A 25,909-nucleotide genomic window follows, 5' to 3' on the forward strand; every position below is an offset into this window, starting at 1 on the left:
CCCGCCCGAACCCACCATCACTGGAGAGCATGCGCTGTGAATTCGCCTTCCCGATTCTATCCCATTGGTACGCCCGGTATTCCCTGGAGTGACGCCGAGCGCGCTGAGTGGTTGTCACGGCAAACCTGGCAACGCAGCTATAAGACCGATGTGTTGAGTGTGGTTGAGCGCCTGCGTTCGCGCTTCGACGTGGACGAGTATGGCCGTCTCGACTACGGCGACGACACCTATCCGCTGATGGCAATCCACAGCCGCGATTGGCGCGACGATCTGCCGGTTGTATTGATCACCGGCGGGGTGCATGGCTATGAGACCAGCGGCGTTCATGGTGCGCTCCAGTTTCTGGAGCAGCATGGGGAGAAATACGCGGGCCAGGTAAACCTTCTGGTGGCACCTTGCGTCAGTCCCTGGGCCTATGAGCGTATCCATCGCTGGAACGCGAACGCCGTTGATCCAAACCGTTCGTTCCGTGTTGACGGCCAGGCTGAAGAGGCAATCGCGTTGATGCGACGGGTGGCCCCCATTCAGGATCGGGTTCTGCTGCACATCGACCTGCATGAAACCACCGATACCGACGAAACCGAGTTTCGCCCCGCGCTGGCGGCCCGCGATGGCAAACCCTTCGAGCCAGGCGGCATTCCAGACGGTTTCTATGTTGTTGATGACAGTGAGCATCCCCAACCTGAATTCCAGCAGGCGGTGATTGGGGCGGTGGAGAAGGTCACCCATATCGCGCCGGCGGATGACAAGGGCGAGATTTTCGGTTCACCCGTGGCGGCCCGGGGTGTTATTCAATATCCGCTCAAGCAATTGGGCCTGTGTGCGAGCATGACCAGTGCCCCATACCGAACCACCACCGAGGTCTATCCGGATAGCGCCTGTGTAACCACAGAGCAATGCAATGCTGCTCAGGTAACAGCGGTGCGTGCAGCGATCGACTACGCGCTGGCACACCGGTGAGGAAAGCCAGATTCACATTGCCCTTTACGACGACGGTGTCCGGGTGTATGAAGGTAATCTATTGGGCCAATTTCAATCTTCGTCGGAGGCTGATCGACTTGTGTGTCGCCATTTGATCGTTTGGGTGTTGTTGCTGTTTTTCCCCGCCAAAGCCCTGGCGCACACAGATCTGGAGTTTGCTTACAGTGACACTTCGCCGCCTTATAGTGTCGCGGTGAATGAGGAGGCGGCTGGGCTTTTGCCAGATATCGTTGAGCTGGTGTTCAGCTTCATTCCAGAATACGAGGCGGAACACGTGGCTTTTCCCTGGGCGCGGGCCCAGTACAACGTTGAGAATGGGCGAAGTGATGGTTTGCTCACCTATCCATCGGACGATCGCAAGAAGTACGCGCTGTTCACCGCCGATCCGCTTTACCTGCAGAACTATGGCAATCTGGTGTATGACAAAGACAGCGCTGCGGCGAAAGTGATCTCGTCGGCGACAGGCTTTGATGATTTGGCTGAGTTGACGGTGATTGTTGAGCGTGGCTCCTCCTGGGAAGAAGAAAACATACCCGGGTATCTTCAACGGATTGACGGGCAGGATATAGTCGCGAAGATGCATCTTCTGTTTCGGCGTGGTGCTGGGGATTTCATCGTTATGCCTCCGGAACATGCCCGTTATATGGCGCAGCAACTGGGGTATCTAGATGCGCTCAGAATGCAGGAAGTCGGTTTTATCTCCGAATCCCCGATTCCATTCCACCTTGGGGTGTCTCGTCAAAACCCCCATGCCGATGAAATCATCGAGCTTGTTGAAAGCGTCATGGCCAACCCCGATTTTCAATCCCAGTTGCTGGAATTGATCCGCCAGTATCGTTGATCGACCATCTGGCACGGATGTGGTTAGATCAGGCCATCAAGCATTCTTATTAGCGGGAAATCGAAACTGGCTGAAACGTCGGCGGATAGGTGTGATTGGGCCAATTTCCCGCTTCCTTGCTCCGGGCTAGTCTGGGTTTACGTGAATAATAAAAAGACCGGTGTGGACCATGGCAATGAAGCAAAAACACGTAGACGTATTGATCATAGGCGCGGGTGTGTCCGGCATTGGCATGGCCTGCCATTTGCGCCGGGAATGCCCGGGCAAATCGTTCACCATTCTGGAGCGCCGTGAGGATCTGGGCGGCACCTGGGATCTGTTTCGCTATCCCGGCATACGGTCGGACTCGGACATGTATACGTTCGGCTACAATTTCCGCCCCTGGACGGGCAGCCAGGTGCTGGCCGATGGCCCCTCCATCAAGCGCTACGTGACCGAGACCGCAGACGAATACGATGTCATGCCTCACATCCGCTTCGGCATGGCCGTCCAACGAGCCGAGTGGTCGAGCGAGGCCTGCTGCTGGACTTTGACCGCCGTGAACGACGCCACGGGTGAGACCGAGCAGTTCACCGCCGGTTTCCTGATCGGCTGCACCGGCTATTACAACTACGATGCCGGCTACAAGCCTGACTTCCCCAATGAAGATCAGTACCAGGGCCGGATGGTGCATCCCCAGCATTGGCCAGAAAATCTGGACTACGCGGACAAGCGGATTGTGGTGATTGGCAGCGGTGCCACCGCCATCACGCTGGTGCCGACGCTGGCAGAGAAAGCCAGCCACGTGACCATGCTGCAGCGGTCGCCCACCTATCTGATGCCGTTACCGTCCAACGACAGAATCGCCAGCTTCCTGCAGAGAGTGCTTCCGGCAAAGCTTGCCTATCGGCTGACTCGGGCTCGCAACATCACCATCGCCCGACTGCTCTTTAATCTGTCGCGCAAGCGCCCTCAGATGATGCGCAAGTGGATGCTCAATACCGTGCGCAAACAGCTCGACGGCAAAGTGGACATGCGCCATTTCAAGCCCAGCTATAATCCCTGGGATCAGCGTTTGTGCGTGGTGAAAGACGGCGACCTGTTCCGATGCCTGCGCGAAGGTAGCGTGTCCATGGCGACCGATCACATTGAGAGTTTCAACGCCAATGGGATCCGACTGAAGTCCGGTGAGCAGCTGGACGCCGACATCGTGATTCCTGCCACCGGTTTGGACATCCAGATGCTTGGCGGTGTAGACATGATCATTGACGGTAAGCCTGTGGTTCTGCGTGACAAGGTGATTTATAAGAATGTGATGGTAGAAGGCGTGCCAAACGCAGGTATGATCTTTGGCTACACCAATCTATCCTGGACGCTGAAGGTCGACATTGCAGCCGAATACCTTTGCCGACTGCTCAACCACATGGATGCAAAGGGTCTTTCGGTGTGCGTTCCGAGAGAAACCAGTGATCAGCGTGCTGACGATACGGTGATGGGCGGGCTCGATTCTGGATACATCCGCCGCGCCGACGACCGGCTGCCACGGCAAGGGTTGGAAGACCCATGGCGAGTGACGCAGAATTACAAAGAGGACATCAAGACGTTGCGGTATGGACCAATCGAGGATGGGTATCTCCAGTTCTCGTCGACGGCCTGGTCTGTGACGGATCAACTGAACGCCCGAATGGCTTAGTTACCTGGCTCAGCCCCTTGAGAGACTGTATTGAATAAACCACGAGAGAGCAGACACCCGTCGCCGAGCCTATGGCACCCGCGCTACTGGCTGGCCTGGTTCTGCATGGGCATCGTTTACCTATTTTCGTTGTTGCCCTTTCAGAGCAAGCAAGCGTTTGGTGAGTGGCTGGGCAACAGGCTTTACCGGGTGGCGAAATCCCGAGCGAAAGTTGCCCGTCAGAACCTGAAAGCGTGTTTTCCAGACTGGTCTGCCGAGCATACTGATGAGGTGGCTCGGCAGACGTTTGTTGAAGTCAGTCGGGGGCTGATGGCCAGCGTTCATCTGTGGTCGCACCCGCTGTTCGACGTTACTTCAAGAACAGACTATGTCGGCTTGGAGCACCTGCAACAGGCACAGGCGAAAGGTAAAGGTGTACTTTTGATCACGGCCCATTACAGTCTAATTGAGCTGGGTTTTCATCTGTTTCTCGCCCCCGCAGAGCGACCCGGCTATATGTATCGTTCCAATGACCATCCGGTGGTAGATCGGATGATTGAACGAGGCCGCCGCCACAGCCACGACAATATGACCGGCTTTGACAAGTTTCAGGGCAAAGAGATGGTGGCGTTTCTGAAGAATGGCGGTCAGGTCGCCTATGCTTGTGACCAGGACTTCAACGATAAGACAAAGTTTTTCATTCCGTTTCTGGGTGTCGAGGCACCGTGCATCGACAGACCGACCCACATTGCGAGAGAGGCCGCTGTTTCGGTCATCTTTGTAAGCTTCTACCGAACAAAGAACAATCGCTACCGGGTGGATTATTCCCCGATTCAAGAGGGTTTCGGCAAAGACGCCGAGGCCGACGCTCGGGCATGGAACCAATACATCGAAAAGACAGTTCGAGACAGGCCAGAGCAGTACTTCTGGTTGCACAAGCGCTTCAAAACCCGTCCCGAAGGGTCTGCCCCCATCTATTGAGCGCCAGTCATCAACATTTTTTTTGAATATGTGTCAGGCTTCGACGTTCACGTTTCATCGCAAGATTCATCATGTCCCGCAAAAAACGCAATAGAAACCGGCCGCTCTGGCACCCCGTGCATTGGCCCTCCTGGCTGGCGGTTTTCGTGCTTTATCTACTGTCTCTGTTGCCTATGAGCACCAAACAGAAGTTTGGTGCCTGGCTGGGGCGATTATTGGAGCGCAAAATGCGCTCCCGCCGTAAAGTCGCAGACAAGAACCTGATCGTTTGCATGCCGGAGCTCAGCGAGGCGTCAAAGAACCAACTTATCCAGGATAATTTTGTCGCGTGTACTCGCGGGTTTCTGGAGAGCCTGCATGCCTGGTGGCGAGATGTGTCGGTGTACTGCGAAAATGCTCACATCGAGGGTCTCGAACACCTTCGTGAAGCACAGGCACGCGGCAACGGTGTGCTGTTGATCGGCGGCCATTACAGTATTTTCGATTTTGCGTTGCCGCTGATCGCCTGCCATCTGTCCAAGCCGGGCTATATGTACCGTCCGAATGGCAACCCGGTGATCGATTGGATGATTGAGCGTGGTCGTCGTCGCCATTTCGGCATTCAGCCGTTCACCAAACGGGAATTACGGCCGATGGTGTCCTTTCTGAAAAAAGGCGGTGAGGTCTGGTTTGCCTGCGACCAGGATCTGGGTGATAAAACCGAGATTTTTTCGCCGTTTTTCAACATGGACGCGCCCTGCGTGACGTCCCCCAGTTACATCGCCAAGGTGTCACGGGCGTCGGTGATATTTGTCAGTCATTTGAGGCTGCCGGATGGGCGCTACCAGGTCCGGTTTTCGCCGATCCAGGAACGATTCGGTGAGGACGCTGAAGCCGACACGGCGGCCTGGAATCAATACATTGAAAATACGGTCCGGGAGTACCCGGACCAGTATCTGTGGCTGCATAAGCGGTTTAAGACCCGGCCCGAAGGTTACGAGCCGGTCTACTGAGGGGCGTGATCTGGCTCTCGCCAGCAGGCTCAGATCAATCCTGTCCCAGGTATTTACGCACGTTGCCCTGCCAGTTGTCTGCCTCGGTGACGGTCAGAATCGCCTCTGAGACAGGTGCCCGCAGGTTGCTGTCGGCCGGCAACGCCAGCGCATAGAGTTGCTTCTGGAATACGGCGGGCAGCAGGGTGAGACGGTCGCTGCCCAGTTGCAGGTTGCGATATTGCAGCAAGGCGCGGTCGTACACCACGGCGTCGGTCTCGCCCCTCACGACAGACATCATCGCTTCGGTCAGGTTGGGATATTCCTCGTGTCGAATGCGTTGATCCTGCAGATACTCCTCGCTGGCGGTGTTGGCAATGGTCGCCACTTTTGCCTGGATCAGGTCTTCCGGGCCCTGGATCTGAGAGCGCAGATTGTTCACCGTCAGTGACGATGTGATAGCCGCCGTGAAGCTGGCTACCATGATCAAACCGGCGAACATCCAGACCAGCGCGACAAAGCGCCCTGCCAGCGATACCGGCGCCTTGTCACCGTAGCCAACCGTGGTCATGGTCACCGCGGCCCACCAGAAACTGGAACCAATGCCTTCAGCGGCCGAACCACCAAACTGCTCCGGGTTGCGTTTGCGCTCGACCAGCCAGAGTACGAATCCTACACCCAGCAGCAGGGCGCCCAGAGACATCACGACTTTAAAGAAATCCCAACTCAATAGCCCTAGCAGGCTGGCCATCAGGCCCTGCTCCGGTGCCGGAGGAATGGCGATGGATAGGCCGGTCTGATAGAACGGATGGGTGAAATCAAAGACGGACTCCCGCGCGGCGGTCATGGTCAAGGCACCAACCGCCACATCAATTTGTCCGCTTTCGACCTGTTTTAGCAGGTCGTTGAAGGAAAGGGGCACCCATTCGTACTTCCGATCCAGTTTATCGGCTACCTGGCGCCACAAGTCGATACTGATGCCTTCCCATTCGCCGTTGTCCGATTTCATGACAAAAGGCGGCACCTCGGTAATACCCACGCGTATCGGCTCTTCCTCTGCTTGCCCGGCCGCAAGGGCTGGCAGGAAGAGAAGCAGGCATGCCAGCAGGCGCAGAATCCGGTTCATTCAAACGCCCCCTGAATCACGTCACGATAGTTGCGAATGCGTTGTACGTAATGGACCGGCTCGTAACCGCGAGCATAGCCGTAGCGGGTGCTGGGGTAATAGCGCTTGTCCGCTTTCAAGGGCAGTACTTTGGCCATGTCTTCCCAGGAATCCGGGTTTTTGCCTAGCTCCCGTGCGAGTTGGCGTGCGTCCAGCAAGTGTCCGCGGCCAATGTTGTAGCTGGCCAGGGCCAGGAACGTGCGATCCGGCTCCGGAATCGTTTCTGGCAGGCGGCGGTGGCGATCAGCCAGATATCGCGCACCCCCATCAATCGCGGCTTCCGGATCCAGCCTGTTAGTAACGCCCAGAGACCTTGCGGTGTTGAGGGTCAGCATCATGATGCCGCGAACGCCGGTGGGCGAGATCGCTGTTGGGTCCCAATGGGATTCCTGGTAGGACAAAGCCGCCAGAAGGTCGGCTGGCATGCCGGTTTTCTCTTCAGCCGCAAGAAATTTCTCTTTGTATTCTGGCAACCGATCGTCAATCCGACGGTTCAGCGCCCGCAGGTCTACAAAGTCAAACTCACCAATGTAGCTGTAATAACGGGTTTCCATCTCACCGATGGCAAGGTCACCTTCGCGGCTGTTCATCCACTCGTGCGAGGTGTCCGCGATGTCTTTGAAGGCAGTGGGCGAGTACCAGCCGAGGTTCTGTCCGCTGGTCAGGTTCATGGCAACCTCAAGGTGCGGGAAATGGCGACGCATGACCTGAACAATGTTGGAATCGGCCACTGTGCAATCCAGATCCTGTTCGGCCACCTCGGACAACAGCATTTCGGTGGTCAGTTCATCGTCTTCGGAAAACTGGATGCCCTCGTGTTCACCAGACAGCGCGTTCAGGGTCTCCACATAACTGGATTTGGCGGTCACGCGGATTTCCACGCCGGGAATCTCTTCGGGCAGCCTCGGCATGGGGCGTTGCTCCCGGTGACAGACCAGTTGCTGGGTGATTTCGGTGTGAGCGGGGCCACGAGCAAATTTCTCGGTTCGAGACGGCAAATGGGTCAGACCCGCAGCGGCTAAATGGGTGTTGCCAGACTCCAGGGCCTCAAGTACCTCAGCCGTGGATTCGTGCATGGTCCACTCCACCGTCCAGCCTTTGCTTTCGGCAAATTTCTCTACAAGGCTGAATTCGGGGCCAATCGGGTTCTCGTGTCGATCCAGATAGTAGGTCGTTGAGCCGTTTCGGGTGGCCACCTGAAGCACGCCGGTTTCTTCCGGACTTTTCAAGCCTGGTGTAGCTGCGGTGGTTTCTGAAGATGGCTGACTGCACCCGGCCATCATCAAGGCCAGCACCGAAACAGTGACCGATGCGGAATTCAGGAGCTTATGGGTCAGGCTCCGATGGGTGACTCGAGTCATGGGAGACCTCTGGGCCGGGAATTTGTAGGTAAAACTACGTAACCTTTCCTTCAATGTATCATGTTGGCCTACAGACCGCTCGAAACTGGCCTATGCTGGCAGGTGAGATTCCAAAGGGAGTTTGTATGAAAGCCTCTACAAGAATGTGTGCATTCGTGTTTACTTTGCTTCTGCCGCTGTGCAGTTTGGCATCAGAGGGCGTAATGACTTTCGAGAGTAACCACAGCGTTGCTGACACGGCAGATCGCCTGGTGGTTGCGCTTGAGGAGAAAGGCATGACCGTGATGAATCGCATCAGCCACACGGACAATGCCGCCAGCGTGGGTCTGGAATTGCGGCCCACAGAATTGGTGATATTCGGAAATCCGAAAGTCGGCACAGCCTTGATGCAATGTTCGCAGCGCGTTGCCATTGATCTGCCGCAAAAGGCGTTGATTTGGGAAGACGAAGCCGGACAGGTCTGGCTGGGCTTCAATGATCCGACGTACCTGGATCAACGTCACGGTATTGAGGGCTGTGACAAGGTACTGAAAAAAGTGTCTGGTGCTCTGGGTAAGTTTGCGAACGCGGCTACCCGCTAACGTAATTCATAGCTATTGCCCGGGCATTCTGTTAGTGTGCTCATCATCCTGCCTCTAGGGATTTCCGCAATTCAGGGCCATAGGCCCGCCGTGCGAACCTCCATACGACCTGTCAGAGGACGTCACCGCTTAAAGCTGCGTGACTGTAGTCGTCTTTTTTGCCATGACAATCATGGTCTCTGCTCTCCGCCGTTACAGGGCGATGGAGCTGAATTATCAAGAGTTTATTCAATATGAGTTTTTCTTCACTCGGCCTTTCCGAGCAGCTGGTGCGTGCCACCACCGATCAGGGTTACGAAACCCCATCCCCCATCCAGGCTCAGGCCATTCCTGCCGTGCTTTCCGGTAAGGACGTGATGGCCGCAGCCCAGACCGGCACGGGTAAAACCGCCGGTTTCACGCTGCCATTGTTGCAGCGACTTTCTGCGTCACCACGCGCTGGCAAGGGCCCGCGGGCGCTGATTCTGACCCCAACCCGTGAGCTGGCGGCCCAGGTGCACGACAGCGTTGCCCTATACAGCCGATATCTGCCCACCAAATCCGCCGTGGTATTCGGCGGGGTGAAAATCAATCCGCAGATGATGAAGCTGCGCAAAGGGCTGGACGTGCTGGTTGCCACACCGGGCCGCTTGATGGATTTGTATCAGCAGAACGCGGTGCGTTTTGATGAAGTGGAAGTGCTGGTGCTGGACGAAGCCGATCGCATGCTGGACATGGGTTTTATCCGTGACATCAAAAAGATCCTGGCGATGTTGCCGGCGAAACGTCAGAACCTGATGTTTTCCGCTACCTTCTCTCCGGAGATCCGCAAGCTGGCCACCGGCCTTTTGAACGATCCGGTTCAGGTCGAAGTCGCGGCGCGGAATACCTCTGCGGAAGCTATCAAACAGTCCGTTTACCCGGTGGATCAGAGTCAGAAAACCGCGCTGCTAAGCAAGCTGGTGCGGGACAATGGCTGGGAACAGGTGTTGGTATTCACTCGCACCAAGCACGGCGCCAACCGCCTGACCCAGAAGCTGGAGCGGGACGGCATTACCGCCGCCGCCATTCATGGCAACAAGTCTCAGGGCGCACGCACCCGTGCGTTATCCGAATTCAAGCAGGGCGATATCCGTGTGCTTGTCGCCACCGACATTGCCGCTCGTGGCCTCGATATTAAACAGCTACCCCAGGTAGTGAATTTCGAGTTGCCAAACGTACCGGAAGATTACGTGCACCGCATCGGTCGTACTGGTCGGGCCGGTGAGAGCGGCCATGCGTTGTCGCTGGTCAGTGCCGATGAAGGGAAGATGCTGGCGGGCATCGAGAAGCTGATTAAAAAGCAGCTGCCGCGGAAAGAGATTGAAGGCTTTGAGCCAAAGAACAATCTGCCGCTTAAGCCCAAGGCAAAAGCCGATTCCAGCCGCGCACGGAACCGAAATGGCGGTGGTGGTGGCCGAAGCCCTGGTGGTGAGAATGGCCGTCCAGCAGGCCGCAGTGGCGGGCGTGGTCGTAACGCGAGTGGCGGACCGAGCCAGGCGCGCCGTTCAGCCTGATTGATTGGCAGCACAAAGCGGTGTTTACATCGCTTCAGAGTTTTTTGCCAGAGGTGGCTTGGTTTAAGCTGCCTCTGGATCTGAAATCTTCATCTCGCTCATCAGCCATTCCTTAAAAGCCTTCATGCCCGCATTCAAAGGACGATGCTTCTGAAAGACGAGGTAGAAGGCCTTGTGGGTATCCAGTCGGATATCGAACGGAACCACCAATTGGCCGGAGTTGATCTCCCGCGAAGTGAGTGTGAGATCGGCCAGGGCTACCCCTAGACTTTCTTGCGCGGCCGCAGTGGCTAACTGCCCACTGGACAGTTGAAGGCTACCCTTGGGCTGGATAAAGTCGACGCCCGCTTTGTGCAGCCAGTTCTCCCATTCCCACTGGCGCTTACTCACGTAGATCAGCGTGTGGTGTTCCAGATCCTCGGGTTTTTCCAACGGTGGCCCGCTGTTCATGAGTTGTGGGCTGCACACCGGCACCAACAGCACCTCGCGCAGGAAGTGTACTTCAATGTCATCCCATTCGCCGTTGCCGTAATAGACCGCCATATCGGTGTTGGTCTGATTGAAATCCAGCAAGCCCATTGAGGCATTGATCTGCAGCTCGATATCGGGATAGAGATCGCGAAAACGGGTCATGCGTGGCATCAGCCAACGGGTGAGGAAGTTGGGGGCCACGCTGATCTTGACGACGTTGGGCTCGTGGGTCGCCGTTAGGCGCTGTGTTGCCATTTCGATTTCGTCAAAGGCGTGTTTTACCGAAGCCAGGTATCGCTCTCCCGCCGGTGTCAGCTCAACCTTCCGACCGCTGCGGTTGAATAGGGAAACACCTAAAAAATTCTCAAGCGTCTTAACCTGGTGACTCACCGCTGAAGCGGTGACAAAGAGTTCCTCTGATGCAGCCACAAAGCTTCTATTTCTGGCGGATGACTCAAAAACTCGCAAGGCTTTCAGGGGGGGCAGGTGTCGCATCTCGGTTTCTACTAAGCATGAAATATATTCAGCAGTATCGTTAGAAATGATCGCTTTTTCAACGGCGGTGGCTTCCTTACCATTACACCCATACAGAGTTCTAAGTTCCGAAACGAGGAGACACGATTATGAATAAGCAAAACGTTAAACTAGACGCCGCTGGCAGAGTAGATGTTGCGTACTACATGAGATTGGCGCACGAACAGCGTTCCGAATACATCGCGGAACAAATGGCTGCCCTGGTGGCCAAAGTGAAATCGCTGTTTCAGGGCGGATCGGTTGGGAAGCTTTCGCCTAGCCACTGAGAGGAAGCGGTGTTTACACCGCTTTTTTCTTTGCTGAATCGACTTTCGGCACCAATTCCTTCACCAGAACGTCGCGCACGGACAGCGGCCGGCCATCAGCGCTTTGTACGGTGATTGGCTGGATAGGCTCTCCGGATTCCCGGTCGCGAAGATCCAGTGGTGTCTGTTCCGGCGCCGGATTCCACTTATCACCCCATTGCCGAAGTGCAACCACAATCGGAAAGAGGTCGCGGCCTTTCTCGGTCAACCGGTACTCGCAGCGGGAACCGTGTTCACCAACCTCCACTTTCTTCAGAACCTCGTTGTCTACCAGCCTCGCCAATCTGTCGCACAGAATGTTGCGGGCAATACCCAGTTCTTTCTGAAAGTCCACGAAGCGGCGGGTGCCGTACATCGCGTGCAGAACCACCAGCAATGACCACCAGTCGCCCACCTCATTGAGTGCACGGGCGACGGAGCAGTTTGAGTCGTCAAATCGTTTTCTAGCCATGCAGGGAGTGTAGCGAATAGGGTTGCGTTTTAAAACCAGATTCAATAAAGTTGCGTAAAGAGACTAAATTAATAAGGTTGCGATCTATTATGAGCATGAACCTTGGCCCTATCTTTGAGCCGTTTGAAATCCATAACCTGAGGTTGCGCAATCGCGTTGCCATGGCCCCGATGACCCGTAATTTCTCGCCGGGGAATGTGCCGAATCAGAAGGTCGTGGATTATTATCGCCGCCGCGCTGAAGGGGGCGTGGGGCTGCTGATTTCTGAAGGCACCACCGTCAATCACGACGCTGCCAGTGGTTATCCGAACGTGCCGTTTTTCCACGGTGACGAAGCGCTTGCAGGTTGGAAAGAAGTGGTTGATGCCGTTCATGAAGCGGGCGGCGCCATCTTTCCTCAGCTGTGGCACGTGGGTGCCGTGCGTAAAGAGGGCACCGAGCCTAACGCAAGCGTACCGGGATACAGTCCGTCCGGCCTGTTTGCGCCGGGCAAGCCTAACGGCAAGGCGATGAGCAAGGAAGACATCGACGATGTAATTGAGGCCTTTGCTGATGGTGCTCAGGATGCTCAGGCGCTTGGTTTCGATGGCGTTGAAATCCACGGTGCCCACGGTTATTTGCTGGATCAGTTCCTGTGGGAAGGGACCAACCAGCGGGACGACGAATACGGCGGCAGCATGGAGAATCGCCTGCGGTTTGTGGTCGAAATTGTCGAAGCTGTGCGAGGACGAGTTGGACCAGATTTTCCAATTATGCTGCGCTTTTCCCAGTGGAAACAGCAGGATTACGAGGCAAAGCTGGTTACTACGCCAGAAGAACTCGAGCAGTTTCTGAAGCCTCTTGTCGAAGCTGGCGTTGATATTTTCCACGCCTCCACCCGCCGGTTCTGGGAGCCGGAATTTGAAGGCTCGAATCTGAACCTTGCCGGATGGACCCAGAAACTGTCTGGTAAGCCGACCATGTCCGTGGGCAGCGTAGGGCTGACAGAAGATTTCATCAGCGGCACGTTCGCCAGCAAGAAAGAAGCCGTGGAGCAGTCTGGCATTGACGAGCTGTTAGAGCGCATGTCGAACCACGAGTTCGAGCTGATTGCGGTTGGCCGCGCGCTTCTCCAGGATCCGGAATGGCTGATCAAGGTGAAAGAGGGCCGTATCGACGACGTCGAGGCTTTTGCCAAGAAATCACTGACCAAACTGTATTGATTGCTGTTGTAAATCCCCTTCCTTGAAGTGCGATCCTTCGACCCCGGCCACGGCCGGGTTTTTTTGTCCCACCAAATTAATGCTTCCGTAATCTCAGCAAACCTTATGGTGACCGGTATTTACGTTATGCTGCCACTTATACGCTGATGGTTCTGAGGAGCATGGTATGACGAAATTTCAATCAATTCGGGTACTTCTGGTGACACTTCTATTGGTGATGGGCGCCGGCTGCGCAACCGTCGGCAAGGACTTCGCCACCCACAATGTGGATCAGATCAAGATTGGAGAGACGACCCGCAACGACATCCAGGAGATGTTTGGAGAACCCTGGCGTACTGGTATTGAGGATGGCAAGCGTACCTGGACCTATGGCAAGTATCGCTGGTCGGCTTTCGGCGAGGCGGAAACCACCGACCTCGTTGTGCGGTTTAATCCAGATGGGTCGGTAGCATCGTACGTTTTTAACACCACAGAATAGGCGTCGCCGGGAGGAAAACACCGGTATTTTGAACTAGATTGTTATTGTAAGAGCGCTCCATTTCTTAATGAAAAAGGAGACACATCATGATACGTCTGTTCTATCTGGTATCTTCTATCGACAGTGCCAAAGACATTTCTGACGATCTTCACCAGCACGGCGTGACGGACTGGCGGTTTCACATCGTCAGCAAGGATGAAGCCGGGCTTTATACCCACCAATTGCACACGGCCTCAGTGCTAGACCGAACGGATCTTCCCAGATTTGTGGAGCGGGGAGCCCTGATTGGCTTCGTTCTGGCCCTGGCCATTCTACTGCCACTTTCCTTCCTGGAAGTTCTGGCTATGCCAGCAGCGGCCTGGATCGCGCTGTTCGCGTTCATTGTTGCGGCCGGTGCCTGGGTGGGCGGTTTTGGCGGTATCCAGAATGAGAACTATCGCCTCCAGCCGTTCCATCAGGACATAGAAGCAGGTAAGTACCTGATTATGGTCGACACGCCGAAGGATCATGTGGCCAAGGTGAAGGAATTGATGACCAAGAATCACCCCGAAGCAAAACTGCAGGGCAAAGATTCCAGCGTGAATAATCCCTTCGCCTCGCGGCGGAACCATAAGATCAAGCCTGCTTGATGATCAGTGGGCCCCAGCCGGGACGGGGGACATGACGAAAACCGGTGTGATACTCACGGGCGGCGGCGCCAGGGCGGCCTATCAGGTAGGCGTCCTGCGCGCCATCTCCGACATGTATCCGGACTGGCAGCATCCATTTAACGTCATCATCGGGACCTCTGCCGGCGCCATCAACGCCATGGCCATCGCCGGAAGCCGGGGGCTTTTTCGCCATAACATCGATCACCTGGACAGTATCTGGTCTGAGTTGACCATGGACCAGATTTTCCGGTCTGGCTCGTATAGCCTCGTGCGAAGTCTGACGTCGGTGGCCCGTAAGTTTGTCAGCCGCCCCATAGAAAGCGGGCCGACATCGTTGCTGGACAATACTCCGCTGCAGGAGTTGCTGAAGCGGGAAATAAATCTGGACAATGTTCGTGACCACATTCGCGAGGGCAGCATTGATGCCGTAGGCTTGAATGCCTGCGGGTACAGTACCGGTCAGAACATCTGTTTTTTTGAGGCCGCCGAAGGCCTTGGGGGATGGTCTGTAGGGCAGCGTGCTGGCACCCGGACCGAACTTACCCTCGACCACATCATGGCGTCGTCTGCCATTCCTACCCTGTTCCCGCCAGTTCGAATTAACCGTGAATTTTTTGGTGACGGCGCTACCCGACAGATGGCGCATATCAGCCCGGCATTGCGTCTGGGCGCTCGAAAGGTTCTGGTGGTTGGTGTGAGCGCCAACGAGATGAGCCCGGTCAAAAGGCCGGCGCAACCAGGAATGCCGACCATGTCCCAGGTGCTCGGCCACGTGTTCAACGGTATTTTTCTGGATACGCTGGACTACGACATTGATCGCTCCCGAATGATCAACCAACTGCTGGCATTGATTCCGCCGGAAAGGTTAAAGGCGTCCGGCCTGGATCTGAATCCCGTCGATATTCTGGAAATCTCGCCGTCAGAGCCTATCGATGAAATAGCCATGAAATACCTCGACGGACTGCCCCTCATATTGCGTCGGTTGGCTGGTGCGTCTGAAATCGACGGCGATGCCAGCGCCAGTCTTGCCAGTTTCCTGCTATTTGACCCGAGATTTTGTAAAGATTTGATCAGCCTGGGCTATCGGGATGGGCAGCACCATGCCCGTCAGATCGGACGGTTTTTTGCTGGTGTGCCGGGTGCAGAGCGCGAGTAGCGCGCCATTTTCTTTTCCTTCAAGCCACGATGGGCGCTCTATGACCTAGAGACATCGTGGCCAGTCTCTATTTATACTCAGCATTCCAAAAAAATGTTGCCTTCCCCGGCTTTTCGGGAATCCTGTGATGTCTGTAATCAACCTTCATGCCAGCTGTGGTGTTTTACTCCTTGCCCTCTTGTTTTCGGCGTTGCCCGCTAGCGCGAGGGAAAACACCACCATAAAGATAGCAGTTCCTCGTATCACGAGTTTATTGGAGCAAGACCAGTCTGGGGTCTACCAACGCATTATGACCGATGCGCTGAAGCAGCTGGATTACAGTGTGAATCAAGCGGTTTTCCCCTATAAAAGAGCGCTGCTGGTTTTTGAACAGCAGCAAGCGGACTGCATTTTCTCTTTCACGGATGTCGTGAAAAGGAGACTGGGTCCGGACAGCATCATAGCCAGTTTCCCTTTTGGCGCCTTCCGTTACTTCATGTTTACGCCAGAATCAGAGTCTGCTCTGACAAGCCCGGAGGAACTCATCGGCATGCGGGTGGCCGGCGTCCTGGGGCACGATCAGTATTACCGGCCAGCGATTGGTCCGGACATCGAACTCATCATGGTCAATAGCGACGAGCAGAACATAGCCTTGCTGCGCCAGGGACGTATTGATGCATTGATCGCGGCCATCCCCGATATCGCCCCTCATCTCGACGGGCTCAATTACGCGCCTAACTACCCGTTGTTCAATGGGTACGATCGGTTGACCTGCTACGATACGCCCCATAATCGCGAGTTTCTCGAGGCGCTCTCAAAGGTTCTCCGGAAACTCAAAGCTGACGGCACCTACCGGCGTCATGCGGGCCGCTTTTATATTGACTTCACCGACAACAATGGCCCTTTATGAATGGCCAGCTTTCTCTACTCTTTCGCGACGATCTACGGTGAACAAAAAAAGGGGCCATGAAGGCCCCCTTTTTCAACGTGTACTGGTCAGCCAGCCTTAGCCGCGCAAACCAGACACCAGCTTGTCGACGCTCTCTTTGGCATCGCCAAACAGCATGCGGGTGTTGTCCTTGAAGAACAGCGGGTTTTCCACGCCCGCATAACCAGAAGCCATGCCACGCTTCAGCACAACCACTTGTCCTGCTTTCCACACTTCCAGCACGGGCATGCCTGCGATCGGGCTGCTCGGATCTTCGGCAGCCGCCGGATTCACCGTGTCGTTGGCGCCGATGACCAGCACCACGTCGGTGTCCGGGAAATCTTCGTTGATTTCATCCATTTCCAGCACGATGTCATAGGGGACGTGGGCTTCGGCCAGCAGCACGTTCATGTGCCCGGGCAGACGGCCGGCGACCGGGTGAATCCCGAAGCGCACGTTCACGCCCTTGTCGCGCAAGTACTTGGTCATGTCGCTGACGCCATTCTGGGCCTGGGCGACTGCCATGCCGTAACCCGGCACAATGATCACCGAACGTGCATTGCGCAGTTCTTCGCACACCTCGTCAACGTTGGTTTCATAGACAGACTGTTCCTCTCCGCCAGCGGCGGAACTGCTACTGGTTTGACCGAAACCACCGAGGATGACGCTGATAAACGAGCGGTTCATGGCGTTACACATGATGTAACTGAGGATGGCACCGCTACTGCCCACCAGGGCGCCGGTGACGATCAGCAGGTCGTTGCCCAGCATGAAACCGATGGACGCTGCGGCCCAGCCGGAGTAGCTGTTAAGCATCGACACCACGACCGGCATGTCGGCGCCGCCAATGGCCATGATCAGGTGGATGCCCAGAACCGACGCGATGACGGTCATGATCACCAGGTAGAAAATGCCCAGACCCATGCTGTCGGTACCCAGGAACCAGGCGCCAAGCACCACACAGGCAATAATGGCGGCCAGATTCATCCAGTGGCGGCCCGGCAGTGTCAGCGCCTTGCTGTCGATGCGGCCGTCCAGCTTACCGCAGGCCACCAGCGAGCCAGTGAAGGTAACCGCACCAATGAAGATGCCCAGGTAGACTTCCACCAGTTTGATGGTGTGCTCGGTGCCGCTGGTTGCGACCAGGGGTTCGATGTAACCGGAGAAACCGACCAGCACCGCGGCCAGACCCACAAAGCTGTGCAGCAGGGCCACTAACTGTGGCATCTGGGTCATTTCCACCTTGTTGGCAATGGGGATGCCGACACCGGCACCAATCGCAATGGCGATCACAATGGCGATGATGCCGCCATCCGCGCCGAAACTCGCCAGGGTCGCACCCACGGCGATGATGATACCGGCCACGCCATAAAGGTTACCGCGGCGGGCAGATTCCTGGTGGCTCAAGCCACCCAGGCTCAAGATAAACAAAACACTCGCGACCACGTAGGCCACGCTCACCATTCCTGTACTCATGTTGGGCGTCTCCTACTTATTTGCGGAACATTTTGAGCATGCGGTGGGTGACGTAGAAGCCGCCCCCGATGTTGATGCTGGCGATCAGCACGGCGATGAACGCCATGATGCCAACGGCGAAATTTTCCGCTTGTGCCAGGTGGAGCATCGCACCAATCACGATGATGCCGCTGATGGCGTTGGTTACGCTCATCAAAGGCGTGTGCAGTGACGGTGTCACGTTCCAGATCACCTGCCAGCCAATAAAGCAGGACAGCACAAACACTGTGAAGTGGCTGAGGAAGCTCTCGGGCGCGTGTGCACCCACGCCATACAGCGCAAACACCGTCACGGCCAGCAGGGCGAGCTTGCCGATCAGGCTTTTCTTCTTCGCCGCTTTCTCGGCGGCCTCTTTTGCCGCCTGGGTTTCCGCTGGAGACGGTTCTTCCGTTCCCGGTTTGTGTAGTGGCTGGGCGGGCTTTTCTGGCTGGGGTGGTGGCCAGGTGACGTCGTTCTCCTTCACCACGGTGAGGCCGCGAATCACTTCGTCGTCCATGTTGACCACTGGCTTGCCGTCTTTCTCCGGCGTCAGGTCGGTCATCAGGTGGGTCAGGTTGGTGGCATACAGGTCGCTGGCCACTTTCGACATGCGGCTGGGCAGATCCGTGTAACCAATCAGAGTGACGCCGTGCTTAGTGGCCACTTTGCCCGGCTCGGTGACTTCGCAGTTACCGCCACGCTCGGAGGCCAGATCCACTATCACGCTGCCCGGTTTCATGGATTTGACCATCTCTTCGGTAATCAGCTTGGGTGCCGGTTTGCCGGGAATCAGGGCGGTGGTGATGATGATGTCCACCTCCTTCGCCTGCTCCGCGAACAAGGCCATTTCGGCTTTGATGAACTCGTCGCTCATTTGTTTGGCGTAACCGCCGGAGCCACTGCCGTCCTCGTCGTCGAAGTCTAGCTCCAGGAACTCGGCTCCCATGCTTTCGACCTGTTCCTTCACTTCAAGTCGGGTGTCGAAGGCCCGCACGATGGCGCCCATGCTGTTAGCCGCACCGACAGCCGCGAGGCCGGCCACGCCGGCTCCGATGACCATCACCTTTGCAGGCTGAACCTTGCCAGCGGCGGTCACCTGGCCGGTAAAGAAGCGACCAAAATGGTTGGCGGCTTCAATCACCGCACGGTAGCCGGCTATGTTGGCCATGGCGCTCAATGCGTCCATCTTCTGGGCACGGCTGATGCGCGGCAAACTGTCGATCGCCAGGGAGGTAATCTTGTTCTTTGCCAGATGCTCTAGCAATTCCGGGTTCTGAGCTGGCCAGATGTAACTGATCAGGTAGCTGCCTTCTTTCATCAGGTCAGCTTCGTGCTTCCGGAGTTTGGTGTTTTTCATCGGCGCACGGACCTTCAGGATCAGATCCGCGTCGCTCCATAGGGTTTTGGTATCCTCGATGATGGATGCGCCGGCGGTTTTGTAGGTGTCGTCGGCGTAATCGGCGGAGTCACCGGCACCGCTTTCGATCAACACCTCGTATCCAAGATCGATCAGCTTCTTGACCGACGTGGGCGTAGCGGCAACGCGCCTTTCGTCCTCAAATATTTCCTTTGGAATGCCTATTTTCATGGTCTCTGAATCCTCCGGAACTACCCGTCATTGGGTGAGTTTTTATAGTTGGCTAGCAAAGCCTGTACATCGGTTCCCGACAGCGCATCCAGCATGGCGCCGCGGAATTGTCGGTTGATAAACCGCTCAGTTTCCTCGCGAATGGTAACGCGCTGGTCAGGTTTATCAATGTAGTCCATCGCTCGGAAAAGAATATACCGAATGGTCATCTGGGAGATTTCATGGATTGTGACGGGTGCCACCAATGTCACCAGATTCCTTTCGATGATGTCTTCTGCCATTTCCCTGGCGCTGGCAGCAAGCTGATGTTCCAGTGCATTGCGCAGCAATGGGGAGGGACCGTGCAGTTCCCGAACAGCGACGGTTATCGCGGCTGGATTGGCCGCGAAGTATTCGTATACGAAAGAAACCGTGTCATGGCTTGCCTGTTCGGAAGATGCCGCCATCTGACGAAGTTTGCGCACTTCGGCTTTCATGTCTTCGGCGACGTAGCCGAGCACCTGCAGCCCAAATTCATCGAGGGTTCTGAAGTGCCGGTAAAAGGTGTTCGGATTCAACCCGGCCTCGCGGGCCAGTTCTCTTAAACCAAGTGACGTCAGACTTCGGCTTTCTGTAATCAGCCGGAGTGCTGCCTGAATCAGTTTCAGTTTTCCGCCAGTGATGGCTTTCATGTTTAGGATTCCTGCCAAGTTTAGGAGTGGTGGAGAGTCATGCTTTCGGAAACGTGCGGAGCCATGGATGGCGGAGCCCAAGCGCACACGGACGTGTTCATAGCGTTTTCCGAAAGCATGACTCTCCATCACTCCGATGCCATGCACCCAATCTCAGTGGAAATGGGACAGCCATCGGTTGGCCGGGGCCAACTGAGGGCAGAGTCATATACGCCCCGCAAACTCATTGTGTATACAAGTGTATACCGCCTGAAATCAGGCGACCAACAACAACAGGCCACTAGGCCAGCACGCAATGAGGTGGATCTATGAAATCGTCGGTTCGCGTTGCCATCGTCGGCACCGGGTTCTCAGGCCTGGGCCTGGGCATCAAACTGAAAGAGGCCGGGTACAACGACTTCGTCATTCTGGAACAAAGTGACGATATCGGCGGCACCTGGCATGAGAACCATTACCCCGGTTGCGCCTGCGATGTGCAGTCGGCGCTGTACTCGTTCTCTTTCGAGCAGAACCCGAACTGGACCCGCATGTACGCACGCCAGGAAGAGATCAAGGCTTACCTGAAGCACTGCGCCGAGAAGTACGGCCTGATGGACCACATCCAGTTGAACACCCACGTTGCCGGTGCCAGATTCGATGAGAGACGTCATCGCTGGACCGTCGAAACCTGCGATGCGCCGGCGTTATGGGATTACATGACGCAACGGAACATGGTGGCCGGCGATGCGTTGGATCGGTCGGATGACGCGCTACCCACGATGAGCACCATCAAAGCGGACATCGTCGTTTCTGGCATGGGTGGTTTGAGTACACCGGCGTATCCGTCCATCGAGGGTCTGGAGAACTTCCAGGGCAAGCAGTTTCACTCTCAGCACTGGGACCACGACTACGATTTCCGCGGTAAGCGGGTGGCGGTCATCGGCACCGGTGCCTCGGCCATCCAGTTCGTGCCAGAAGTGGCCAAAGACGCCGCCCATCTCGATCTGTATCAGCGCACGGCGCCCTGGATTGTGCCCAAGCCGGATCGCCCGATTCGCCCTCTGGAGCGGGCTCTGTTCAAGCGCTTTCCACAGTCTCTGAATGCCTTTCGCCAGAGTATTTACTGGTCTCTGGAGGCGCGCGTGCTTGGATTCGTGGGTGACCCACGTATTCTCAAGATTGGCGAGCTGCAGGCTCGCCGGCACATCCGCAACCAGATCAAGGACAAAACCCTGCGCAAAAAAGTGACGCCGGACTTTCACTTCGGCTGTAAGCGTGTGTTGATTTCAAACAACTACTATCCGGCGCTGGCACAGGACAACGTGGACGTGTTGACCGATGGAATCCGCGAGGTAAGGGCCAACGCCATTGTTGAGCGTAACGGCGAAGAGCGGCCAGTGGACTGCATCATCTTCGGCACAGGCTTCAAAGCTCAGGATCCCATCCCGAAAGGCATGGTGAAAGGCCGTGGGGGCCAGGACCTGTTGGAGGCCTGGGCGGACGGAGCGGAAGCGTACAAGGGCGTCACCGTCACGGGCTTTCCCAATTTCTTCATGCTGATGGGCCCCAACACCGGGCTGGGTCACAGCTCCATGGTGTACATGATCGAAAGCCAGATTCAGTACGTGATGGATGCCCTGAAAAAGATGGATCGCCACGGTTGGCAGAGCGTTGAAGTAAAGCCCGATGCGCAAAGCCGTTACAACGCGTCCATTCATGCCAAGCTCGGGGATTCCGTGTGGCAAAGCGGATGCAAAAGCTGGTACGTCAACGAGAACGGCAAAAACACCACGCTCTGGCCCGGCTTTACCTGGCAGTTCCGGCAGCAGACCAGGCGGTTTGATGCCAGACAGTACTTGTGTGAACCGAGTGCCGTTTCAATAAGTGCGGCGGCACCAGCCATGTGAGGAGTCTTTGGCGCTGGGCAGAGTTGAACTGCTAAGGTTGGTTGCACGTATGAACGTCGTTGACGTGGCCACAAACGGTCACTGCCCATTCGCCAAACAGGATTATCCGAGGTTGTCATGGCCGACAGTGAAAGAAACAAAAAATATGGTTTGATCGCAGGCGGCGTGCTTGTACTGGTTGTGCTGGGTTTCGTATTCGGGGGATCGAGCGTTCCCGACTTCAAGGACTACGAAGCGGGCTCCGAGCGAAAAGACGCCTTTTTCGGCTACTTTTTGCCAATTATCCAGGAAGAAAACGCCAAAATTGCCGAAATTCGTGAAGAATTGCTTGCCTGGCACGAAGATCCGGATTCCATCGGCTGGTGGGATGAAGGCACTATCCAGGATATTGCCGCAGACTACGGTATGGACGACTTTGATGTAGAAGATCAGGCCGCCTGGGCGGATCTGCTGCGCCGGGTCGATATTGTTCCGCCCTCACTGGCGCTGTCTCAGGCAGCCAATGAAAGCGCCTGGGGCACATCCAGGTTCGCCACCAAGGGCAACAACTACTTTGGCCAGTGGTGTTTCGAGAAAGGCTGTGGGCTGGTGCCAAATAGCCGGGATGCCGGCAAAACCCACGAGGTGGCCGATTTTGATTCGCCGCGACAGTCGGTTCAGCGCTACATGGAAAATCTGAATACCCACAACGCCTACGAGCCGTTGCGCCAAGTCCGTTCGACCCTGCGCCTTAATGGCCAGCCGGTTACGGGCTATGCCCTCGCCGCCGGACTCGGCAAATACTCCGAGCGCGGAGCCGAATACATAGAAGAGCTACGGGCCATGATGCGCCACAACGAACTGGCCAAGCACGACCTGTAACTCGCTTCTTAACTCACCAGCGTGCCGCCATCCACCGTCAGAGCCTGGCCGGTGATGTGGCGGCCGGCTTCCGAGGCCAGCAGTACCGCAGCGCCTTTCAGATCTTCCTCGCCGCCGAACCGGTTCAGCGGAATGCGCTCCAGCATTTTCTCGCCCTGGGCATCCAGTAGTCCCTGAGACATCTTGGACGGGAAAAAGCCCGGACACAGAGCATTCACGTTGATGTTGTAAGCACCCCATTCGGAAGCCAACGCGCGGGTGAAATTCACCATGGCGCCTTTACTGGTGTTGTAGGCGATGGTCTTCATGCCTTCCGGGTTGCCGGACAGGCCTGCAATCGATGCAATGTTGATCACCTTGCCGGTCTTGCGCGGGATCATGCAGCGCTTGCCCACGGTCTGGGTCAGGAAGAAGCTTGCGTTCACATTCAGGTTCATCACCTTCATCCAGCCTTCGGGCGGGTAGTCCTCCGCCGGTGCACCCCAGGTTGCCCCGGCATTGTTCACCAGGATGTCGATGTCGCCCAGTTGATCCACCACCTGATCGACCACCTTCGGAATGCCCTCGAGGTCGCCCAGATCCGCCGCAATGGTCACCACCGTTACGCCCTGGCTTTCCAGATGTTCCTTCGCCGCATCCAGCTCATGCTGCTTGCGGGCACTGATGGCAATTTTCGCACCCAGTTCACCCAGCGCCTCGGCCATTTGCAGGCCCAGACCCCGGGAGCCGCCGGTGATGAAAGCCACTTTGCCAGTGAGGTCCAGCAGGTTTTTCACGCTCATAGAAAAGTCCTTGTTTGTCCGTCCGTTGAATCAGGCACTTTTAGCCAGCAACTGATCGCTCACCTGAGCCAGGTGATGATCCGCATCGCCAAACAGCAGGTTGATGGTGGTTAAACGCTTGAACAGGTGCGCCGCGAACATTTCGTCGGTCACGCCCATGCCACCGTGTAACTGCACGCCTTCCTGTGCCACGTAGCGGACGCCCTGGCCAACCAGCGTCTTGGCCATGGAGAGCGCATTACGGCGCTCGGCCCGGTCGTCGGAATCGGCGGTGTTGGCCGCCAGAATTGCCATGGATTTGGACTGCTCGGCCTGGATGAACATGTCGGCCATGCGATGTTGCAGCACCTGGAACTTGCCGATGGGCACACCGAACTGTTTCCGGGTTTTGATGTATTCCAGGGTGGTTTCGTTCATGGCTTCCATGGCGCCGACCGCTTCCGCACACACGGCCGCGATGCCCAGATCCATGGCCTTTTCAATGTGTGGGAAGGCCTGATCCAGCTCGCCCAACAGGTTGTCGGCACTGACGGCAACGTTGGAGAAACTGATGTCGGCGATGCGGTAACCGTCGTGGGCCGCGTAGTCATCAATCTTCACGCCCTTGGCGTTGGCGTCGATGATGAACAGTGACAGCCCGGATTCGTCAGTGGCGTTGCCGCTGGTCCGCGCTGAGACCACCAGTTGATCCGCCTGACCGCCATGGATGACCGCAGTCTTCTGGCCGCTGACCATGAAATGATCGCCGTCCTTGCGGGCGGTGGTCTGTACCAGGCTCAGATTGTAACGGGCGCCTGGCTCGTAGTGGGCAAGGGCCATCTTTCGTTCGCCGCTGGCAATGGCGGAGAGGCATTCGTCTTTCTGGGCGTCGTTACCCACGTCGCGAATGAGTCCGCCGGCCAGGACGACCGTGGCAAGGTAGGGCTCGACCACCAGGCCGCGGCCAAAGTTTTCCATGACCACCATGGTGTCTACTGCATTGCCGTCCAGCCCGCCGAAGGCTTCGGGAAAGGTGAACGCCAGCAGGCCCATGTCGGCCAGGGCAGACCAGGTCTGCGGGTCGGAGCCTTTGCCGGCATCAATGAAGGTGCTGCGCTTTTCAAAGCTGTACTCGTTGGACACAAAGCGGCGTAACGAGTCGTTCAGCATTTGCTGTTCGTCGGTAAGATCGAAATTCATAAGACCGCCTCCTTTAAAGACCAAGCACGAGTTGAGCGATGATGTTGCGCTGGATCTCGTTGGACCCGCCAAAGATCGACAGCTTGCGCATGTTGAAGTAGTCACCGGCCGCCGGTGTTGCATCGATCGATCCAGCGCGGGGGCCGTTGTAGTCCAGTTCCAGTGCGTCTGGAATGTGGGCGATGGCGTCCTGACCCGTGGCTTCCATCAACAGCTCGAACAGCTTCTGGCCGATTTCGGTACCGCGGATCTTCAGGATTGATGCCTGCGGGCCGGGGCCACGCTTGTCGGTGAGTACCCGCAGAACCGTCAGTTCAAGCGCGCGCAGTTCGATGTCCAGCTGTGCCAGACGATCCCGGAAGCGGGTGTTCTCGATCAGCGGCCGCTGGCCATCCTGCTCTTCGTGAGCCACTGTCTTGAGCCGTTTCATCAGCGCTTTCCACTGGCCCACGTTGGCGAGGCCGGTGCGCTCATGGCCCAGCAGGAACTTGGCGTAGGTCCAGCCCTGATTCTCTTCGCCGATGAGGTTTTCGGCGGGCACTTTCACGTTGTCGAAGTAGACCTCGTTAATCTCGTGCTCGCCGTCCAGCATGATGATGGGTTTCACATCGATGCCGGGATCGTTCATGTCGATCAGCAGGAAGGAAATGCCCTGCTGGGGCTTGCCTTCGTTGCTGGTGCGCACCAGGCAGAAGATCCAGTCGGCGTGCTGGCCGAGCGTGGTCCAGGTTTTCTGGCCGTTGACGATGTAGTGGTCGCCCTCGCGTTTGGCGGAGGTGCGCAGTGAGGCCAGATCAGAACCAGCGCCGGGTTCGGAATATCCCTGACACCACCAGTCTTCACCGCTCAGGATGCCCGGCAGAAAGCGCTTTTTCTGCTCCTCGTTGCCGAAGGTCATGATCACCGGAGCGACCATGCGCAGGCCGAAATCGAGCTGACGCGGGGCGCCGGCGAGGGCGCACTCTTCTTCGAAGATGATCTGTTCAATCGGGCTCCAACCCGGGCCGCCAAACTCTTCCGGCCAGGTGGAGGCACCCCAGCCTTTCTCGTACAGGATCTTCTGCCAGCGCTGGGTCATTTCCTTGTCGTGGCGCAGGCGCTTCTGTACGCGTTCGCGAATGTCGTCCGGAAGGTTGTCTTCCAGGAACTGTCGAACTTCGGCGCGAAAGGCCTCTTGTTCGGGGGTGTAATTCAGGTCCATGTTGCACCTCTTGTCTGATGGCTGAG

Annotated in this window: 25 protein-coding genes; 15 read left to right on the forward strand and 10 right to left on the reverse strand. The window is 56.6% G+C overall.

Translation table 11 applies throughout. From position 1 onward, the window contains the following. The first annotated feature begins 36 nt into the window (after nt 1-36). The 5 genes from QLQ17_RS01335 (at nt 37) to QLQ17_RS01355 (ending at nt 5,446) form a co-directional block, all read left to right on the forward strand. Nucleotides 37-960: a M14 family metallopeptidase gene (locus QLQ17_RS01335; protein WP_283207735.1), complete on the forward strand. Its 924-nt coding sequence runs from the start codon at nt 37-39 to the stop codon at nt 958-960. Next, nucleotides 926-1,822, forward strand: coding sequence for a substrate-binding periplasmic protein (locus QLQ17_RS01340; protein WP_283207736.1), 897 nt, complete (start codon nt 926-928; stop codon nt 1,820-1,822). Before QLQ17_RS01335 ends, QLQ17_RS01340 begins: the two co-directional genes overlap by 35 nt. A 175-nt stretch (nt 1,823-1,997) precedes the next feature. Further along, nucleotides 1,998-3,494 (forward strand): flavin-containing monooxygenase, encoded by a 1,497-nt coding sequence (locus QLQ17_RS01345; RefSeq protein ID WP_283209029.1) that lies wholly within the window; start codon nt 1,998-2,000, stop codon nt 3,492-3,494. 30 nt (nt 3,495-3,524) lie between these two features. Then, nucleotides 3,525-4,454 carry a lysophospholipid acyltransferase family protein gene (locus tag QLQ17_RS01350; protein WP_283207737.1) on the forward strand — a complete coding sequence of 310 codons (930 nt, stop codon included), beginning with the start codon at nt 3,525-3,527 and terminating at the stop codon, nt 4,452-4,454. A gap of 71 nt (nt 4,455-4,525) precedes the next feature. Then, nucleotides 4,526-5,446, forward strand: coding sequence for a lysophospholipid acyltransferase family protein (locus QLQ17_RS01355; protein WP_283207738.1), 921 nt, complete (start codon nt 4,526-4,528; stop codon nt 5,444-5,446). A gap of 34 nt (nt 5,447-5,480) precedes the next feature. Here the strand turns inward: QLQ17_RS01355 and QLQ17_RS01360 are convergent, their stop codons facing one another. Both QLQ17_RS01360 and mltF read right to left on the reverse strand, forming a co-directional pair. After that, nucleotides 5,481-6,551: a transporter substrate-binding domain-containing protein gene (locus QLQ17_RS01360; protein ID WP_283207739.1), complete on the reverse strand. Its 1,071-nt coding sequence runs from the start codon at nt 6,549-6,551 to the stop codon at nt 5,481-5,483. Further along, nucleotides 6,548-7,951 carry a membrane-bound lytic murein transglycosylase MltF gene (gene mltF / locus QLQ17_RS01365; protein WP_283207740.1) on the reverse strand — a complete coding sequence of 468 codons (1,404 nt, stop codon included), beginning with the start codon at nt 7,949-7,951 and terminating at the stop codon, nt 6,548-6,550. Before mltF ends, QLQ17_RS01360 begins: the two co-directional genes overlap by 4 nt. Before the next feature lie 203 nt (nt 7,952-8,154). On the opposite strand from mltF, the gene QLQ17_RS01370 reads away from it, so the two are divergent. Both QLQ17_RS01370 and QLQ17_RS01375 read left to right on the forward strand, forming a co-directional pair. Continuing rightward, nucleotides 8,155-8,532, forward strand: a complete 378-nt coding sequence (locus QLQ17_RS01370; RefSeq protein WP_283207741.1) for a DUF302 domain-containing protein — start codon at nt 8,155-8,157, stop codon at nt 8,530-8,532. A gap of 233 nt (nt 8,533-8,765) precedes the next feature. Next, the gene (locus QLQ17_RS01375) at nt 8,766-10,067 is read left to right on the forward strand and encodes a DEAD/DEAH box helicase (RefSeq protein ID WP_283207742.1); all 1,302 of its coding nucleotides are present in this window, start codon (nt 8,766-8,768) and stop codon (nt 10,065-10,067) included. A gap of 63 nt (nt 10,068-10,130) precedes the next feature. Here QLQ17_RS01375 and gcvA read toward each other — a convergent pair whose 3' ends face one another. Next, nucleotides 10,131-11,033: a transcriptional regulator GcvA gene (gene gcvA / locus QLQ17_RS01380; protein WP_283207743.1), complete on the reverse strand. Its 903-nt coding sequence runs from the start codon at nt 11,031-11,033 to the stop codon at nt 10,131-10,133. A 128-nt stretch (nt 11,034-11,161) separates the two neighbouring features. On the opposite strand from gcvA, the gene QLQ17_RS01385 reads away from it, so the two are divergent. Further along, nucleotides 11,162-11,338, forward strand: a complete 177-nt coding sequence (locus QLQ17_RS01385; RefSeq protein WP_283207744.1) for an RSP_7527 family protein — start codon at nt 11,162-11,164, stop codon at nt 11,336-11,338. A gap of 13 nt (nt 11,339-11,351) precedes the next feature. Here QLQ17_RS01385 and QLQ17_RS01390 read toward each other — a convergent pair whose 3' ends face one another. Beyond that, entirely contained in the window at nt 11,352-11,828 is a 477-nt protein-coding gene (locus QLQ17_RS01390) for a winged helix-turn-helix transcriptional regulator (RefSeq protein WP_283207745.1), read from the reverse strand. Nucleotides 11,829-11,917: 89 nt separating this feature from the next. Between QLQ17_RS01390 and QLQ17_RS01395 the strand changes: the two genes are divergently transcribed. From QLQ17_RS01395 to QLQ17_RS01415, 5 genes are all read left to right on the forward strand, one after another. Then, nucleotides 11,918-13,030 (forward strand): NADH:flavin oxidoreductase, encoded by a 1,113-nt coding sequence (locus QLQ17_RS01395; RefSeq protein ID WP_283207746.1) that lies wholly within the window; start codon nt 11,918-11,920, stop codon nt 13,028-13,030. A 166-nt stretch (nt 13,031-13,196) separates the two neighbouring features. Next, nucleotides 13,197-13,508 carry an outer membrane protein assembly factor BamE domain-containing protein gene (gene bamE / locus QLQ17_RS01400; protein ID WP_283207747.1) on the forward strand — a complete coding sequence of 104 codons (312 nt, stop codon included), beginning with the start codon at nt 13,197-13,199 and terminating at the stop codon, nt 13,506-13,508. An 86-nt stretch (nt 13,509-13,594) separates the two neighbouring features. Continuing rightward, entirely contained in the window at nt 13,595-14,137 is a 543-nt protein-coding gene (locus tag QLQ17_RS01405; RefSeq protein ID WP_283207748.1) for a hypothetical protein, read from the forward strand. A 31-nt stretch (nt 14,138-14,168) separates the two neighbouring features. Next, complete coding sequence (locus QLQ17_RS01410) at nt 14,169-15,314, forward strand: patatin-like phospholipase family protein (protein ID WP_283207749.1); 1,146 nt, start codon at nt 14,169-14,171, stop codon at nt 15,312-15,314. Between the two features lie 127 nt (nt 15,315-15,441). Beyond that, on the forward strand, nt 15,442-16,203 hold the full coding sequence (locus QLQ17_RS01415) for a substrate-binding periplasmic protein (protein WP_283207750.1): 762 nt from the start codon (nt 15,442-15,444) through the stop codon (nt 16,201-16,203). A 96-nt stretch (nt 16,204-16,299) separates the two neighbouring features. Here QLQ17_RS01415 and pntB read toward each other — a convergent pair whose 3' ends face one another. From pntB to QLQ17_RS01430, 3 genes are read right to left on the reverse strand one after another with little or no spacing between them, the layout of a single operon-like run. Next, the gene (gene pntB, locus QLQ17_RS01420) at nt 16,300-17,697 is read right to left on the reverse strand and encodes a Re/Si-specific NAD(P)(+) transhydrogenase subunit beta (protein WP_283207751.1); all 1,398 of its coding nucleotides are present in this window, start codon (nt 17,695-17,697) and stop codon (nt 16,300-16,302) included. A gap of 16 nt (nt 17,698-17,713) precedes the next feature. Continuing rightward, nucleotides 17,714-19,303, reverse strand: a complete 1,590-nt coding sequence (locus QLQ17_RS01425) for a Re/Si-specific NAD(P)(+) transhydrogenase subunit alpha (protein ID WP_283207752.1) — start codon at nt 19,301-19,303, stop codon at nt 17,714-17,716. A gap of 20 nt (nt 19,304-19,323) precedes the next feature. Beyond that, on the reverse strand, nt 19,324-19,974 hold the full coding sequence (locus QLQ17_RS01430) for a TetR family transcriptional regulator (RefSeq protein WP_283207753.1): 651 nt from the start codon (nt 19,972-19,974) through the stop codon (nt 19,324-19,326). 308 nt (nt 19,975-20,282) lie between these two features. On the opposite strand from QLQ17_RS01430, the gene QLQ17_RS01435 reads away from it, so the two are divergent. Continuing rightward, entirely contained in the window at nt 20,283-21,860 is a 1,578-nt protein-coding gene (locus tag QLQ17_RS01435; RefSeq protein WP_283207754.1) for a flavin-containing monooxygenase, read from the forward strand. A gap of 117 nt (nt 21,861-21,977) precedes the next feature. Further along, nucleotides 21,978-22,721 carry a glucosaminidase domain-containing protein gene (locus QLQ17_RS01440; RefSeq protein ID WP_283207755.1) on the forward strand — a complete coding sequence of 248 codons (744 nt, stop codon included), beginning with the start codon at nt 21,978-21,980 and terminating at the stop codon, nt 22,719-22,721. Nucleotides 22,722-22,729: 8 nt separating this feature from the next. Here the strand turns inward: QLQ17_RS01440 and QLQ17_RS01445 are convergent, their stop codons facing one another. The 3 genes from QLQ17_RS01445 to QLQ17_RS01455 are packed head-to-tail and all read right to left on the reverse strand — an operon-like array spanning nt 22,730 to nt 25,883. After that, nucleotides 22,730-23,503, reverse strand: coding sequence for an SDR family oxidoreductase (locus QLQ17_RS01445; protein WP_283207756.1), 774 nt, complete (start codon nt 23,501-23,503; stop codon nt 22,730-22,732). A gap of 30 nt (nt 23,504-23,533) precedes the next feature. Continuing rightward, entirely contained in the window at nt 23,534-24,682 is a 1,149-nt protein-coding gene (locus tag QLQ17_RS01450) for an acyl-CoA dehydrogenase family protein (RefSeq protein WP_283207757.1), read from the reverse strand. 13 nt (nt 24,683-24,695) lie between these two features. After that, complete coding sequence (locus QLQ17_RS01455; RefSeq protein ID WP_283207758.1) at nt 24,696-25,883, reverse strand: acyl-CoA dehydrogenase family protein; 1,188 nt, start codon at nt 25,881-25,883, stop codon at nt 24,696-24,698. Between the last annotated feature and the right edge of the window lie 26 nt (nt 25,884-25,909).

The organism is Marinobacter sp. CHS3-4 (assembly GCF_030053415.1).
Taxonomy (GTDB): domain Bacteria; phylum Pseudomonadota; class Gammaproteobacteria; order Pseudomonadales; family Oleiphilaceae; genus Marinobacter.

Bases quoted from the DNA above. Each gene is read 5' to 3' on its own strand.
- QLQ17_RS01345 (WP_283209029.1), top strand. From the start codon at position 1,998: ATGAAGCAAAAACACGTAGACGTATTGATCATAGGCGCGGGTGTGTCC.
- QLQ17_RS01355 (WP_283207738.1), top strand. From the start codon at position 4,526: ATGTCCCGCAAAAAACGCAATAGAAACCGGCCGCTCTGGCACCCCGTG.
- QLQ17_RS01360 (WP_283207739.1), bottom strand. From the start codon at position 6,551: ATGAACCGGATTCTGCGCCTGCTGGCATGCCTGCTTCTCTTCCTGCCA.
- mltF (WP_283207740.1), bottom strand. From the start codon at position 7,951: ATGACTCGAGTCACCCATCGGAGCCTGACCCATAAGCTCCTGAATTCC.
- QLQ17_RS01370 (WP_283207741.1), top strand. From the start codon at position 8,155: ATGACTTTCGAGAGTAACCACAGCGTTGCTGACACGGCAGATCGCCTG.
- QLQ17_RS01375 (WP_283207742.1), top strand. From the start codon at position 8,766: ATGAGTTTTTCTTCACTCGGCCTTTCCGAGCAGCTGGTGCGTGCCACC.
- gcvA (WP_283207743.1), bottom strand. From the start codon at position 11,033: ATGCGACACCTGCCCCCCCTGAAAGCCTTGCGAGTTTTTGAGTCATCC.
- QLQ17_RS01385 (WP_283207744.1), top strand. From the start codon at position 11,162: ATGAATAAGCAAAACGTTAAACTAGACGCCGCTGGCAGAGTAGATGTT.
- QLQ17_RS01390 (WP_283207745.1), bottom strand. From the start codon at position 11,828: ATGGCTAGAAAACGATTTGACGACTCAAACTGCTCCGTCGCCCGTGCA.
- QLQ17_RS01395 (WP_283207746.1), top strand. From the start codon at position 11,918: ATGAGCATGAACCTTGGCCCTATCTTTGAGCCGTTTGAAATCCATAAC.
- bamE (WP_283207747.1), top strand. From the start codon at position 13,197: ATGACGAAATTTCAATCAATTCGGGTACTTCTGGTGACACTTCTATTG.
- QLQ17_RS01405 (WP_283207748.1), top strand. From the start codon at position 13,595: ATGATACGTCTGTTCTATCTGGTATCTTCTATCGACAGTGCCAAAGAC.
- QLQ17_RS01410 (WP_283207749.1), top strand. From the start codon at position 14,169: ATGACGAAAACCGGTGTGATACTCACGGGCGGCGGCGCCAGGGCGGCC.
- QLQ17_RS01415 (WP_283207750.1), top strand. From the start codon at position 15,442: ATGTCTGTAATCAACCTTCATGCCAGCTGTGGTGTTTTACTCCTTGCC.
- pntB (WP_283207751.1), bottom strand. From the start codon at position 17,697: ATGAGTACAGGAATGGTGAGCGTGGCCTACGTGGTCGCGAGTGTTTTG.
- QLQ17_RS01425 (WP_283207752.1), bottom strand. From the start codon at position 19,303: ATGAAAATAGGCATTCCAAAGGAAATATTTGAGGACGAAAGGCGCGTT.
- QLQ17_RS01430 (WP_283207753.1), bottom strand. From the start codon at position 19,974: ATGAAAGCCATCACTGGCGGAAAACTGAAACTGATTCAGGCAGCACTC.
- QLQ17_RS01435 (WP_283207754.1), top strand. From the start codon at position 20,283: ATGAAATCGTCGGTTCGCGTTGCCATCGTCGGCACCGGGTTCTCAGGC.
- QLQ17_RS01440 (WP_283207755.1), top strand. From the start codon at position 21,978: ATGGCCGACAGTGAAAGAAACAAAAAATATGGTTTGATCGCAGGCGGC.
- QLQ17_RS01445 (WP_283207756.1), bottom strand. From the start codon at position 23,503: ATGAGCGTGAAAAACCTGCTGGACCTCACTGGCAAAGTGGCTTTCATC.
- QLQ17_RS01450 (WP_283207757.1), bottom strand. From the start codon at position 24,682: ATGAATTTCGATCTTACCGACGAACAGCAAATGCTGAACGACTCGTTA.
- QLQ17_RS01455 (WP_283207758.1), bottom strand. From the start codon at position 25,883: ATGGACCTGAATTACACCCCCGAACAAGAGGCCTTTCGCGCCGAAGTT.